The sequence below is a fragment of the Streptomyces sp. NPDC002623 genome (assembly GCF_053592635.1).
Window position 1 is genome coordinate 93,812 of sequence record NZ_JBSFWB010000030.1, and the last position, 13,227, is coordinate 107,038.

Consider the following 13,227-nt stretch of genomic DNA (forward strand, 5'->3'; position numbering starts at 1 on the left):
TCCGAGGAGCTCGACGTGGAGATGGCGAACAGCATGGGGTGCGTTTTTGGGTTAGTGAAGTACTCTCGGCACAATTATTTAAATGAATGTGCTGTCTCGCCCCACCCCTGGGAGGTTTCCCCGATGGACGACATCCTGCGGTTCGCGCTGCTGGGCCTCGGGCTCGGCGCCCTCTACGCGCTCACCGCGCACGGCATCGTGCTGGTCTACCGGGGCTCCGGCGTCCTGAACCTCGCGCACGGCGCGATCGGGATGGCCGGCGCCTATGTGCAGTGGGAGCTCTCCGCCGGGCAGGGCATGCCGTACTGGCCCGCCGTCGCCTGCGGGGTGCTCGCCTCCGCGACGCTGGGCGTGCTCACCCATCTGCTCGTGCTGCGCCCGCTGCGCCGGGCGTCCTCGCCGGCCCGGCTGGTCGCCACCCTCGCGGTGTTCATCGTCCTCACCGCCCTCGCCGTCAAACGCTACGGCGACAGCCTGGAGCTGGTGCCGGGCAAGCTGCCCACCCGGCTGCTGACGATCGGCGGGGTGACGGTGTCCGAGGACCGGGTCTGGCTGCTCGCGATCGCGGTCGCCGTGACCGCCGTCCTCCATCTCCTCTACAAGCGCACCCTGTTCGGCCTGGGCACCACCGCCGTCGCGGAGAACGAGGGCGCCGCCGCCGCGCTCGGCTGGTCCCCGGACGTCATCGCCACCGGCAACTGGGCGCTGGGCTCGGCGCTCGCGGGACTGACCGGCATCCTGATCGTGCCGGTCATCGGCCTGTCGGTGACCGGCCTGACCACCCTGCTGCTGAGCGCCCTGGCCGCCGCCCTGGTCGGCAGGTTCTCGTCGTTCCCCGTCACTCTCGCGGGCGGCCTGGTCATCGGGATCGTGCAGTCCGAGCTGACCCGCTTCGGCTCGGGCGTCACCGGGCTCGCCTCGTCGGTGCCGTTCCTGTGCATCGCCCTCGTCCTGGTCGCGCGCGGACAGGCGCTGCCGCTGCGCGGCACGTTCCTGGACCGGCTGCCCGCCCTGGGCACCGGACGGGTACGCCCCGTGCCGCTGGCCCTCGCGGTCGCGCTCGCGCTGCTGCTGGTGAGCCTGGCCACGCCCCTGTGGGCGGACGCGATCACCAACACCCTGGTGCTGTCGCTGATCATCCTGTCGATCGTCGTGGTCACCGGGTACGCCGGGCAGGTCTCCCTCGCGGCGTACGCACTGGCCGGGACCGGCGCCTTCATCGCCGGGCATGCCGCCGCGGACTGGGGCTGGCCCTTCGAACTCGCCCTCCTCGCCGGGGTATTGGGCACGATCCCGATCGGTCTGCTGTTCGCGCTCCCGGCCGTCCGCACCCGCGGGGTGAACCTGGCGATCATCACGCTGGGGCTCGGCACCACCCTGGAGGCGATGGTCTTCCAGAACACGGACCTGTCGACGACCCCGGGCAGCGACGGCATCGCCGTGGGCAAGCAGACCCTCTTCGGGATCAGCGTGTCCGGGCTCGACCATCCGCAGCGGTACGCCTCCGTGGTGCTGGTGATGTTCGTGGCCGCCGCGCTCGTGGTCGCCAACGTGCGGCGCAGCCGCACCGGCCGCCGGCTCATCGCCGTCCGGGCGAACGAGCGGGCCGCCGCCGCGCTCGGCATCGACGTCCGGGCCGCCAAGCTCTACGCCTTCGGCCTGTCCTCGGCCATCGCCGCGCTCGCCGGAGTGCTCACCGGCTTCCGCTCGACCTCGGTGGTCCTCTCCGACTTCGCGAGCTTCGACTCCGTCACCGCGCTCGGGCTCGCCGTCATCGGCGGCGTCGGCTTCCTGGTCGGCCCGCTGTTCGGCGCCACGTTCGCCGCGGGCACCGTCGGCGCCCGGTTCGGGGACCTGGTGCTGCCCGGGCTGAGCGAGTGGATGCCGCTGATCGGCGGGGTCGTCCTCGTGCTGACGCTGGTGGGCAACCAGGACGGCATCGGAAAGGACCTCGGCCGGCCGGCGGCGGCCGTGGAACGCAAGGTGCGCCCGAGGCGCCGTGCCGAAGTCCGGCCCGCGGCGACGCGGACGGAGCCCGCGCCGACGGTCCGCCGTGCCGCTCCCCTCCCCCTCCGGGTGCGCGACCTGACCGTGCACTACGGCGGTGTCGTCGCCGTCGACGGGCTCTCGCTGGACGTCGAGCCGGGCCGGGTGGTGGGTCTCATCGGCCCCAACGGCGCCGGCAAGACCTCCGCCATCGACGCGGTCACCGGCTTCACCCGGGCCGCCGCCGGAAGCGTCCGCCTCGGCGAGCACGACGTCACCCGCGCGCCGGTGCACCGACGGGCGGCGGCCGGGCTGAGCCGGTCGTTCCAGTCGCTGGAGCTGTTCGAGGACATGACCGTGCTGGACAACCTGTACGCGGCCTGCGACCGGCCCGGCCGGTGGGCCTACTTCACGGACCTGATCCGTCCCGGCAGCCGTCCGCTGCCCGCCCAGGTGCTCGTCGCCGTACGGGAGTTCGGGCTCCAGGACAGCCTGGACCGGCCGGTCGGCGACCTGTCGTACGGGGAGCGACGGCTGCTGGCCATCGCCCGGGCGGTGGCGGCCTCGCCGTCGGTGCTGCTCCTGGACGAACCGGCCGCGGGGCTGTCCGACGACGAGACCCGGGAACTGGCCCACCTGGTGCGGCGGCTCGCCGAGGACTGGGGCATGGGGGTGCTGCTCGTGGAGCACGACGTCGACATGGTGATGAGCGTCTGCGACCGCGTCGTGGTCCTGGACTTCGGACGCCGGATCTGCGCCGGCACCCCCGAGGAGGTGCGACGCGATCCGGCGGTGCGGGCGGCCTACCTGGGCGAGCTGGAGCCCGAGGCGATGGCCTGAGGACGGGTCACGCGTCCCGGAGGTCGGCGACGTACGGCTGATGGGACAGCAGCCCGCCGTCCACGCGCAGGGTGTGCCCGGTGATGAAGGCGGACTCGTCGGAGGCGAGGAACACGACCGCCGAGGCGACGTCCTCCGGGCGCCCCAGCCGTGGGGTGAGGTGATGACGCAGCATCGCCTCCCGGATCGCCCCGTGCGCCGAGCCGGAGCTCGCGGGTGTGACGATGAACCCCGGGGCGATGGCGTTGCAGCGCACGCCCTGTTTGCCGTACTGGGTGGCGACGTACTGTGTGAGGTTGATCAGCGCGGCCTTGGACGCGCCGTACGCGGGGTTGCGCAGATCGCCCGCGAGCCCGGCGCCGGACGAGGTGTTGACGATCGAGCCGCCGCCGCGCGCGACCAGGTGCGGGACGGCGGCCTGGATCGCGACCATCGTCCCGCGCAGGTTGATCCGCATGGTGTCGTCCCAGACCGCCGGGTCGGCCTCGACCACGGCGAGGTCCTGCCGGGCGGCCAGATGGGTGGCCGCCGCGTTGTTGTGCAGGACGTCGAGGCCGCCGTACGCGTCGACCGCCGCGGCCACCATGGCCCGCACACTGTCGACGTCGCCCAGGTCGACCCGGACCGCCGTGCCGGAGCCGCCGGCGGCGAGGATCTCCTCCGTCACCGTCTTCGCGCCGTCGAGGTTCAGATCGGCGACGACCGTGTGCGCGCCCTCCGCCGCCAGCCGACGCGCCGTAGCGGCGCCGATGCCCGACGCCGCTCCGGTCACGATCGCGATCTTGTCTTCCAGTCGCCCCATGGGCGAACCGCCTTTCCTAATCGGTGAGTTCGCTTCCGACGACGGAGACGAAGGACACGCATTCGCCGGGTCCGCCACCGAGGTTGTGGGTGAGGGCGAGCGAGCGCCCTTCGGCCACGGCCTTGACCGTCCGCTCCGGCGGCGCCTCGCCGCGCAGTTGCAGCCACGCCTCGAACATCATGCGCAGGCCCGAGGCGCCGATGGGGTGACCGAAGGCCTTCAGGCCGCCGTCCGGGTTGACCGGCAGTGCGCCGTCCAGGTCGAACGCCCCGTTGCTCACGTCCTTCCACGCCTGTCCGCGCTCGGAGAAGCCGAGGTCCTCCATGAGCACCAGTTCGGTGGGCGTGAAGCAGTCGTGGACCTCGGCCAGCGCGAGTTCGGCGCGCGGGTCGGTGACGCCCGCCTGCCGGTAGGCCTCCCGGGCGGAGGCGACGACCTCGGGGAAGGTGGTGAAGTCGTAGGCCGGGTCGAGGAGGCCGTCCGCCGGGCCGGCCACGAAGGACAGCGCCTTCACGAAGATCGGCCGGTCGGTGTACCGGTAGGCGTCCTCGGCCCGGACCACGATCGCGGCGGCCGAGCCGTCCGACACCCCCGAGCAGTCGAACACGCCGAGCATGCCCGCGACGATCGGGGCCGACCGGATGCGCTCCAGCGGCACCTCCTTGCGGAACTGGGCGCGCGGGTTGCGGGCCCCGTTGACGTGGTTCTTCCAGGCGATGCGTGTGATGACGTCCTTCATCTCCGCCTCCGCCAGGCCGTACTTGGCGGCGTAGGCGGGGGCCAGCAGGGAGAAGTTCGCCGGGGCGGTGATCTCGCCGCGGCTGTCGTCGCCCGCGCCCGGGATCGCCGTGCCGGACAGCCCGGACATGCCGGAGTCCTTGAGCTTCTCCACGCCCACGGCCATCGCCACGTCGTACGCCCCGGAGGCGACGGCGTAGCAGGCGTTGCGCAGCGCCTCGGAACCGGTCGCGCACATGTTCTCCACGCGGGTGACCGGCTTGTGGGGCAGCCGCAGCGCCCGGCTCAGGGTCAGTCCGGACACGCCGGACGCCTGGGTGCCGAACCAGAAGGCGTCGATGTCGTCGAGGACGATGCCGGCCGAGGTCACGGCCGCGCCGACGGCGTCGACGAGCAGATCGTCCGCCGAGCGGGTCCAGTGCTCCCCGAACGGCGTGCAGCCCATGCCGACGATCGCGACCCGGTCCCGGATTCCGTGCGAGCCCATGTGCCCGTCCCCTCAGCCGTCGTCGCCCGGCCGCACGGGCCGGGCCTTCCAGAAGTAGTTGTGGACGCCGGCGGCGGTGACCGTGCGCCGGAACGTCATCTCGACCCGGGCGCCGATGACCGCGTCCGCCTCGGTCGCGTCGGTGAGCTGGCAGCGGAACCGGCCGCCGCCGTCGTAGTCGACGACCACGACGAGCATCGGCGGGCTGGGCGTGTGGGCCAGCCGGTCCACCGTGAAGGTCGCCACCGTGCCGCGCACCGCGTCCATCGGCTCGTCCGCCATGGCGTCGACGGCCCGGCAGGAGACGCACACCCGGTCCGGCGGGAGATGCCGGGTGCCGCACTTCTCGCACCGGGAGGCGACGAAGCCGTATTTCCAGCCGACCCGGCGGTGCGCGGGCGGCGCGTAGGGCGGCTCCGGATCCGGTCGGCGGGGCGGTTCGCGGTCGAGGAGGCCGCGCCAGGTGAGGTAGGCGGCGTACGGCATCGGCGCGCCGCCCGCGGCGATCTGCGCGGCGACCGGGCGGGCGCTGCGGTGCGCGGGGAGCGCGTCGGTGGCGCGCAGCAGCAGGACGCCCGCGCCGTCGCCGAGCACGAGCAGCGCGATGAGCTCGCCGGGCCGGGCCCGGTCGAGGACGTCGGCGAGGAGGAGGCCGGGCTGGGCGGCGCCGGCGTTGCCGATCGCCTCGGCGAGGTCAGGGGTCACCGCCTCGGGGCGTACGCCCGCGGTACGACGCACCGCGGCGCACGCGCGCGCGTGCAGGCCGGCGACGACGAGGTGGTCGATCGCCCCGCGCTCCAGGCCGGCCTGGTCGAGGGCGGCGGCGAGCGCCTTGTCGGCGAGGGACACGTAGATCTCCTCGGCGAAGCGTTCCTCCCAGACGCGGGAGGCGGGTGCGCCGGGCAGCCGCCAGCGGTCGAGGAGCTCGTCGCTGACGGTGTCGTGGGCGAGCAGTTCCGCGATGACCGGGGCGCCGTTGCGGTGTCCGCCGAAGACGAACGCGGCCGCGCCGTCGCCGCCCGCCCGTTCGTCGGCGCCGCCGGGCAGGCCGGTGCGCAGGTCGGACAGGACGGCCAGGGTGGGCTGCGGGGAGCGGGCGGCGGTGACGAGCGCGCCGAGGCCGGAGCGGACCGAGCCGGCCATGTCGACGGCGAGGACGTGCTCGTCGAGGCCGAGTGCGGCGTGCACGGCGGTCGCGTTGGTCTTGTCGAGGTAGGCGGGGGCGGCCGTGGCGAGGAAGAGCTGGCCGATGCGGGGCCGCAGTCCGTCGCGGGCCAGCGCCCCGCGGGCCGCCTCGACGGCCATGGACGTGGTGTCCTCGTCGTAGCCCGCGACCGCGCGTGTTCCCCTGCCTGCCGAGGTCCCCAGCGCGGCGGCGACGTCCGCCCGCGCGAGGCGGTGGTACGGCACATGGGCGCCGTACGCGATCAGTCCGGGCATCAGCGTCCTCCAGGGGCGTGAGTGGTGTGCGTCGGCCGTTCGAAGACGGCGGCCAGGCCCTGGCCGCCGCCGAGGCACATGGTCTCCAGGCCGTAGCGGGCCTGTCGGCGGTCCAGCTCGCGCAGCAGGGTGGCGAGGATGCGGCCGCCGGTGGCGCCGACCGGGTGGCCCAGCGAGATGCCGGAGCCGTTGACGTTGAACCGCGCGAAGTCGGCCTCGGTCAGGCCCCATTCGCGGGTGCAGGCCAGCACCTGGGCGGCGAAGGCCTCGTTGAGTTCGATCAGGTCGATGTCCGCGAGCTTCAACCCTGCCCGCTCCAGTGCCCGCGCGGTGGCGGGCACGGGCCCGATGCCCATCGTCTCGGGCGGCACTCCGACGACCGCCCAGGAGACCAGGCGGCCGAGCGGGCGCAGGCCGAGTTCGGCGGCGCGTTCGGGGTGGGTCACGACACAGATCGAGGCGCCGTCGTTCTGCCCGCTGGCGTTGCCGGCCGTGACGGTCGCCTCGGGGTCCTGCCGGCCCAGTACGGGACGCAGGGCCGCGAGTTTCTCCAACGAGGAGTCGGGGCGCGGGTGTTCGTCGGTGTCGACGACCGTCTCGCCCTTCCGGGTCGACACGGTGACGGGGACGATCTCGGCGGCGAACCGGCCCTCCCGTCGGGCGGCGACGGCCTTCTCGTGGGAGCGCAGGGCGAGTCGGTCCTGTTCCTCGCGCGGGATGTTGTACTCGCGCCGCAGGTTCTCGGCCGTCTCCAGCATGCCGCCGGGGACCGGGTGGTTCGCACCGCCGGAGGTGACCCGGCCGCGGGCCAGCCGGTCGTGCAGCATGGCGCCCGCGCCGCGTACGCCCCAGCGGGCGTCGGTGGTGTAGAACTCGGCCTGGCTCATCGACTCGACGCCGCCGGCCAGGACGAGGTCGCTCGCGCCGGTCTGCACCTGCATCGCGGCGGTGATGACGGCCTGGAGGCCGGAGCCGCAGCGGCGGTCGATCTGCAGCCCCGGCACCTCGACGGGCAGTCCGGCGTCCAGGGCGGCGACGCGGCCGATGGCGGGGGCCTCGCCGTTGGGGTAGCACTGGCCGAGGAGCACGTCGTCGACGGCGGTCGGCGGGATGCCGGTGCGGTCCAGGACCGCACGGACGACGGTGGCCGCGAGCCGGGCGGCCGTGACGTCGCGGAAGACTCCCCCGTAGCCCCCGACCGGGGTACGTATCGGTTCGCAGATGACCGCGTCACGCATCCGTCATGCCTTTCGTCAGCGAGGGGCGACAGCGAGGGGTGACTCACATGTACCGGCCGCCGGTCGCCTCGATCACGGCTCCGGTGAGGTAGCTCGCCATCCCTGAGGCGAGGAACAGCACGACCTGGGCGACCTCGGCGGGTTCGCCCGCGCGGCCCATCGGGATCTCGGCGAGTTTGGCGTCCCAGGCCGCCGCGGGCATCGCCTCGGTCATCGCGGTGCGGATCAGTCCGGGCTGTACGGCGTTGACGCGGATGCCGGCCTTGGCGAGTTCCTTGGCGGAGGCCTTGGTGAGCCCGACGAGACCGGCTTTGGCGGCGCTGTAGTTGGTCTGCCCGAAGTTGCCGACCTTGCCGGCGATGGAGGAGATGTTGACGATGCTGCCGCCCTCGCCGTGCGCCCGCATCGCCTCGGCGGCGTACCGGGTGCCGTTCCAGGCGCCGGTGAGATGGACGTCGAGGACCGCCCGGAAGTCGTCGATCCGCATCTTTCGCAGGGTCGCGTCCCGGGTGATGCCGGCGTTGTTGACCATCACGCCGACGGGTCCGAAGACCGCCCCGCAGTGCGCGACGAGGGCGGCGACCTCGTCCTCGTCGGTGACGTCGCAGCGCAGCGAGGAGGCCGCGATGCCGTTGGCGGTGAGGCGCTCGGCGGCCTGCGCCGCCGCGTCCGCGTCGATGTCGCCGAGGACGACCCGGGCTCCCGCGTCGCCCAGGACGGCGGCGATCTCGTAGCCGATGCCCTGGGCGCCACCGGTGACCACGGCGTTCCGACCGTCCAGCAGTCCCATCGTCAGCTCACCTCACCTCTTCGCCATTCCTCTAAAATAGATAACCTATTATGCTGAAACAATCAATACAGCGATCCTGCTGTGCGAGCGGGGCCGGACGAGGAGTGGGCGCAGGTGGACATCAGCTATCCCCCGGAGACCGAGGCGTTCCGCACCGAGGTCAAGGAGTTCCTCGCCGAGGCGCTGCCGCCGAACTGGCAGGGCATCGGCGCGCTCGACGAGGAGGCGGCCTGGGCGTTCGCCCGGGACTGGCGCCGTCGGCTCGCCGAGCGCCGCTGTCTCTCGCTGGCCTGGCCCGAGGAGTACGGCGGCCGCGGCCTGTCCAAGCTGCACCAGGTCGTGCTGATGGAGGAGCTCGCGCTGGCCGGGGTGCCGTTCGGGCTGCCGCAGGACACCTTCGGCGTGAAGATGCTGGCGAACACGCTGCTGCGCTGGGGCACGGAGGAGCAGAAGCGCCGTTTCCTCCCCCGCATCCTCAGCGGCGAGGACACCTGGTGCCAGGGCTATTCGGAGCCGGACGCGGGCTCGGACCTGGCGTCGCTGAAGACGCGCGCGGTGCTCGACGGCGACGAGTGGGTGATCGACGGGCAGAAGGTGTGGACCTCCGGCGCCCATCACAGCGACTGGATCTTCGTCCTGGCCCGCACGGACCGCGACGCGCCCAGGCACCGCGGTATCTCGTTCCTCCTCGTCCCGCTCGACCAGCCCGGCGTCGAGGTGCGGCCGTTCCGCATGATGAGCGGGCAGCTGCACTTCAACGAGGTGTTCTTCGACGGCGCCCGCACCCGCGCCGATCTCGTCGTCGGCGGCGTCGACAACGGCTGGACGGTCGCCCAGAGCCTGCTCGGCGTGGAGCGCGGGGAGGAGGCGGCGACCAACCCGATCCTGTTCCGGGCCGAGGTCGAGCGCCTCGTCGAACTGGCCCGCCGGTACGGCAGGGACCAGGATCCGGTGGTCCGGCAGCGGATCGCCTGGTGCTGGTCCAAGGTCGAGATCATGCGCTACCTCGGCTACCGGATCCTCACCGGCTGGCTCAAGGGCGCCGACCCCGGCCCCGAATCGTCGATCGCCAAGCTGTACTGGAGCGAGTACCACACCGAGGTCACCGACCTGGCGATGGACATCATGGGCCTGCACGGCCAGGTGCCGGTCGGCCGGCCGCCACTGCGGACCTACCGCACCGACGACCCCGGCGCCGCCAACTCCTCCGCTTCCTGGTCGACGACCTACCTGATCGCCCTCTCCGGCACGCTCTACGCGGGCACCTCCCAGGTCCAGCGGAACATCCTCGCCGAGAAGGTGCTGGGGCTCCCGCGCGAACCGCGGGCGACAGCGGGTTAGCAACGGTCTGACCTGTACCGTTCCAAGGAATCGCCAAGCCTGTTGGGTCCCGCCCCGGGCCGGACTATCGTCGATACCGTGTGCCAGAGCGCAGGAGAACGGCCGGTGACGCCGCAGGACGAGGCCGTGATCGGCTGCACGGGGACGGTACTCATCGGCACCCGCGGTCCGGCGGGCCCCGGCGAGATCCTGGTGCGGGTCCGGGGCGGTTCCGAGACCTTTCTCGCCTGGTCGGAGGATCCGCTGCCGACGGGGACGACGGTGCTCGTGATCGCGTCGCGCGGCTGCCGTGCGGTCGACGTCGTCGTGTGGGCGGATCCGTTGGACGCGCTCGGCGATCTCGCCGACGCAGACTGAGGAGCAGAGACAGACATGTTCGGATACCGCGTTCCCGCTCCCGACGAGGCGATGCTGATCTCGGGGGGCCGGCGGGGACTGGGGGGCGCGCCGTTCCGAGTGGTGACGGGGCACGGCAAGTTCGTGCTCCCGATCTTCCGCAAGACCCGTTTCCTGACCCTGTCGATGTGCGAGTCCGAGGTCACCGAGACCTGTGTGACCCGGCAGGGCATAGCGCTGCACGTCCGCGCGGTCATCGCGTTCAAGGTCGGCAACGACCACGAGAGCATCATCAACGCGGGCCAGCGCTTCCTCTCCGACCAGGACCAGATGGCGGTGCTGACCGGGCGGATCTTCGCCGGCCATCTGCGGTCGATCATCGGCTCGATGACGGTCGAGGAGATCGTCACCGAGCGGCAGAAGCTCGCCGCGGAGGTCCTGGACACGTCCAAGACCGAGATGGCGAAGATCGGTCTGATCGTGGACTCGCTGCAGATCCAGTCGATCGACGACGGCGACACCGGCTACATCGACGCGATGTCGGCGCCGCACAAGGCGGCCATCCAGCGGCAGGCCCAGATCGCCCAGGCGCAGGCCACCCAGGCGGCGGCCGAGGCGGAGCAGGCGGCGGCCCGTAAGCAGGCCGAGTACGCCCGGCAGACCGCGATCGTCAAGGCGGAGTACTCGGCCGAGGTGAACCGCGCCGAGGCACAGGCCGCGCAGGCCGGACCGCTGGCCCAGGCGCACGCCCAGCAGGAGGTGCTCGCCGCCCAGACCGAACTGGCGCTGCGCCAGGCCAAGCTGCGCCAGCAGCAGCTGGTCGCCGAGATCGTGAAGCCCGCCGAGGCCGAGGCCGAGCGGATCAGGGTGCTCGCCGCCGCCGATGCCCAGCGCATGAAGATCCAGGCGGAGGCGGCCGCCTCCTACGACCGGGTCGCGCTCGACCGGATGCTGATCGACCAGCTCCCGCAGATCGTGAAGGAGGCCGCCGGCGGCCTCGCCGGGGCCAACGTCAACGTCCTCAACGGCGCGGACGGCCTGGGTGAGATCGCCGCCGGCCTGGTGTCCCAGGGCCTGACGATCCTCGACTCGGTCCGCCAGAACCTGAACGGCGACTCCACCGACGGCCGCGGCCGCCCCGAGGGAGGCGGCGACGGCGTGCTCGAACTGCGCCCGGGCCGCGAGAAGAAGTCCGACGACGGCCCGGTCGACGTCGACTGAGCGCTCCGCTGAAAGTGCCGCGATGTGCCGTCGTTCCTCCGCTGCGGCGCCATCGTGGCTGGTCGCGCCCGCGCGGCGGAGCCGCAGATGTCAGCGCCCCGCGCCCCTTCGGGGCCCGTTTGGTCAAGTCGGTCGGTCAGCGCAGGGCTCCCTTCGTGGCGTCGGCTATGAACCCGCGGGCGAAGAAGGTGAACACCAGCACCAGCGGGATGACCGACAGGAGCACCCCGGCCATCACCATGCTGTAGTCGGTGGAGTGACCGGCGTACAGCTGGGCCAGCGCCACCTGGAGGGTGAGCCGGTCGGGGTTGACCAGCATCACCAACGGCAGGATGTAGTCGTTCCAGGCGCCGATGAAGGTGTAGATGCCGAGGAACGCCAGCGCCGGGCGGACGCACGGCAGCACCACGTGCCAGTACTGGCGGAAGAAGCCGGCACCCTCGATACGGGCCGCGTCCAGCAGCTCGTCGGGGACGCTGGTGCTGGTGTACTGGCGCATCCAGAAGATGCCGAAGGCGTTGGCCGCGGCGGGCACGATCAGCGCCTTGAGCGTGCCCAGCCAGCCCAGCTGCACCATGATCTCGTACTGCGGGATGATCGCCAGCTGGGTCGGCAGGATGTACATCGACAGCAGGACGCCGAACAGGATCTTCTTGCCGGGGAAGTCGTACTTGGCGAAGGCGAAGGCCGCCAGGGAGTCGAAGAACAGCACGAGCACGGTCGTGCAGACCGCCACGATCACCGTGTTGAACAGCGACCCGAAGAAGTCCATCTTGTCGAACAGGTGCTGGACGTTGGTCACCAGGTTGTCGCCGAACCACAGCTTCGGCGGGTAGCTGTAGATGTCCTGCGAGGTGTTCGTCGCCATGACGACGATCCAGTAGAACGGGAACACCGAGATGACGACACCGGTCATCAGGACGATGTGGACGCCGAGACCCCGGGCGCGCTTCCGGTTGAGGCTGTTCACGGCCGTCGCTCCTTACGCTGCACCAGGCGCCAGTTGACGGCGACGATCAGCAGGATCAGCAGGAAGAAGGCCCAGACGATCGCGGCCCCGTAGCCGAAGTCGTTGTTGTCGAAGGCCTGGTGGTAGAAGTACAGCAACGTGGTCAGACCGGCCTGGCCCGGACCGCCGGAGTTGGGGTTGGTGGACGCGTCGCTGCCGAACAGCACCTGCGGTTCGGTGAAGCTCTGCAGGCCGGTGACGGTGGAGATCACCACGGTGAACAGGATGATGGGCCGCAGCAGCGGGATCGTGATGGAGAAGAACATCCGGACGGGGCCGGCGCCGTCCATCCGGGCGGCCTCGTAGAGCTCCGAGGGGATCGCCTGGAGGCCGGCGAGGTAGATGATCGCGTTGTAGCCGGTCCACTGCCAGGTCATCAGGGCGGCGATCACCAGCTTGATCGTCCACTCGTTGCTCATCCAGGGCACGGCCGACAGGTGCACCGATTTCAGGATGGCGTTGATCAGGCCGAAGTTGTTGCTGAAGATCGCGCCGAAGAAGATCGCGATGGCCACCAGCGAGGTGATGCTGGGGATGAACAGGGCGACCCGGTAGAACGCGGTGAGCCGCTTGGTGGAGTTCACCAGCACCGCGAGCACCAGCGCCAGGAGGAGCATCGGCACCGTGGACAGCACCCAGATGACGAGGGTGTTGCGGATGGACAGCCAGAAGACGGGGTCGTCCCAGAGGAAGCGGAACTGCTGGAACCCGACGAACTGCATGTCCCCGATGCCGTCCCACTTCTGGAACGCCAGGTACACGGTGTAGAGCACCGGGAAGAGCATGAAGACCGAGAAGAGCAGGTAGTACGGGGAGATGGCCAGGTACTGCGGCCAGTACCTGGTGGCCCGCCGCCGGGGCCCGGGCCGGGCCCCGGCCGACACCGGCCGGATCCGGCGGCCGGGCCGCGGGCATGGCCGGGCTGGTCCAGGCCGTACTCGCGATCCAAGGCGGCCGACAGCCCGCCCTGCGCGGCTTCACCACCCCCAACCCGCACCT

Annotated in this window: 11 protein-coding genes; 4 read left to right on the plus strand and 7 right to left on the minus strand. The window is 71.7% G+C overall.

Features of this window, described 5'->3' with window-relative positions:
• The first annotated feature begins 123 nt into the window (after nt 1–123).
• Nucleotides 124–2,826, plus strand: a complete 2,703-nt coding sequence (locus tag ACWD4O_RS37680) for an ABC transporter permease subunit (protein WP_451287115.1) — start codon at nt 124–126, stop codon at nt 2,824–2,826.
• A gap of 7 nt (nt 2,827–2,833) precedes the next feature.
• Here the strand turns inward: ACWD4O_RS37680 and ACWD4O_RS37685 are convergent, their stop codons facing one another.
• From ACWD4O_RS37685 to fabG, 5 genes are read right to left on the minus strand one after another with little or no spacing between them, the layout of a single operon-like run.
• On the minus strand, nt 2,834–3,628 hold the full coding sequence (locus tag ACWD4O_RS37685) for an SDR family NAD(P)-dependent oxidoreductase (protein ID WP_451287117.1): 795 nt from the start codon (nt 3,626–3,628) through the stop codon (nt 2,834–2,836).
• A gap of 16 nt (nt 3,629–3,644) precedes the next feature.
• Nucleotides 3,645–4,853 carry an acetyl-CoA acetyltransferase gene (locus ACWD4O_RS37690; protein ID WP_451287119.1) on the minus strand — a complete coding sequence of 403 codons (1,209 nt, stop codon included), beginning with the start codon at nt 4,851–4,853 and terminating at the stop codon, nt 3,645–3,647.
• Between the two features lie 12 nt (nt 4,854–4,865).
• Nucleotides 4,866–6,293: an OB-fold domain-containing protein gene (locus ACWD4O_RS37695; protein ID WP_451287121.1), complete on the minus strand. Its 1,428-nt coding sequence runs from the start codon at nt 6,291–6,293 to the stop codon at nt 4,866–4,868.
• The gene (locus ACWD4O_RS37700) at nt 6,293–7,531 is read right to left on the minus strand and encodes an acetyl-CoA C-acetyltransferase (RefSeq protein ID WP_451287123.1); all 1,239 of its coding nucleotides are present in this window, start codon (nt 7,529–7,531) and stop codon (nt 6,293–6,295) included. Before ACWD4O_RS37700 ends, ACWD4O_RS37695 begins: the two co-directional genes overlap by 1 nt.
• A 43-nt stretch (nt 7,532–7,574) precedes the next feature.
• Nucleotides 7,575–8,321, minus strand: coding sequence for a 3-oxoacyl-ACP reductase FabG (gene fabG / locus ACWD4O_RS37705; protein WP_451287125.1), 747 nt, complete (start codon nt 8,319–8,321; stop codon nt 7,575–7,577).
• 81 nt (nt 8,322–8,402) lie between these two features.
• Between fabG and ACWD4O_RS37710 the strand changes: the two genes are divergently transcribed.
• The 3 genes from ACWD4O_RS37710 to ACWD4O_RS37720 all read left to right on the plus strand — a co-directional run bounded on the left by ACWD4O_RS37710 (nt 8,403) and on the right by ACWD4O_RS37720 (nt 11,219).
• Nucleotides 8,403–9,662 (plus strand): acyl-CoA dehydrogenase family protein, encoded by a 1,260-nt coding sequence (locus tag ACWD4O_RS37710; RefSeq protein WP_451287127.1) that lies wholly within the window; start codon nt 8,403–8,405, stop codon nt 9,660–9,662.
• Between the two features lie 105 nt (nt 9,663–9,767).
• Nucleotides 9,768–10,019, plus strand: coding sequence for a hypothetical protein (locus ACWD4O_RS37715; RefSeq protein ID WP_451287129.1), 252 nt, complete (start codon nt 9,768–9,770; stop codon nt 10,017–10,019).
• Between the two features lie 15 nt (nt 10,020–10,034).
• Nucleotides 10,035–11,219 (plus strand): flotillin family protein, encoded by a 1,185-nt coding sequence (locus tag ACWD4O_RS37720; protein WP_451287131.1) that lies wholly within the window; start codon nt 10,035–10,037, stop codon nt 11,217–11,219.
• A 136-nt stretch (nt 11,220–11,355) separates the two neighbouring features.
• Here the strand turns inward: ACWD4O_RS37720 and ACWD4O_RS37725 are convergent, their stop codons facing one another.
• Nucleotides 11,356–12,135, minus strand: coding sequence for a carbohydrate ABC transporter permease (locus ACWD4O_RS37725; protein ID WP_450947497.1), 780 nt, complete (start codon nt 12,133–12,135; stop codon nt 11,356–11,358).
• 50 nt (nt 12,136–12,185) lie between these two features.
• Complete coding sequence (locus ACWD4O_RS37730) at nt 12,186–13,112, minus strand: carbohydrate ABC transporter permease (RefSeq protein WP_451287133.1); 927 nt, start codon at nt 13,110–13,112, stop codon at nt 12,186–12,188.
• Nucleotides 13,113–13,227 lie beyond the last annotated feature (115 nt).

What these genes read in the sequence shown, in the direction of transcription:
- fabG (WP_451287125.1), bottom strand. Translation starts at nt 8,321, where the DNA reads ATGGGACTGCTGGACGGTCGGAACGCCGTGGTCACCGGTGGCGCCCAG.
- ACWD4O_RS37700 (WP_451287123.1), bottom strand. Translation starts at nt 7,531, where the DNA reads ATGCGTGACGCGGTCATCTGCGAACCGATACGTACCCCGGTCGGGGGC.
- ACWD4O_RS37685 (WP_451287117.1), bottom strand. Translation starts at nt 3,628, where the DNA reads ATGGGGCGACTGGAAGACAAGATCGCGATCGTGACCGGAGCGGCGTCG.
- ACWD4O_RS37725 (WP_450947497.1), bottom strand. Translation starts at nt 12,135, where the DNA reads ATGACCGGTGTCGTCATCTCGGTGTTCCCGTTCTACTGGATCGTCGTC.
- ACWD4O_RS37720 (WP_451287131.1), top strand. Translation starts at nt 10,035, where the DNA reads ATGTTCGGATACCGCGTTCCCGCTCCCGACGAGGCGATGCTGATCTCG.
- ACWD4O_RS37690 (WP_451287119.1), bottom strand. Translation starts at nt 4,853, where the DNA reads ATGGGCTCGCACGGAATCCGGGACCGGGTCGCGATCGTCGGCATGGGC.
- ACWD4O_RS37695 (WP_451287121.1), bottom strand. Translation starts at nt 6,293, where the DNA reads ATGCCCGGACTGATCGCGTACGGCGCCCATGTGCCGTACCACCGCCTC.
- ACWD4O_RS37680 (WP_451287115.1), top strand. Translation starts at nt 124, where the DNA reads ATGGACGACATCCTGCGGTTCGCGCTGCTGGGCCTCGGGCTCGGCGCC.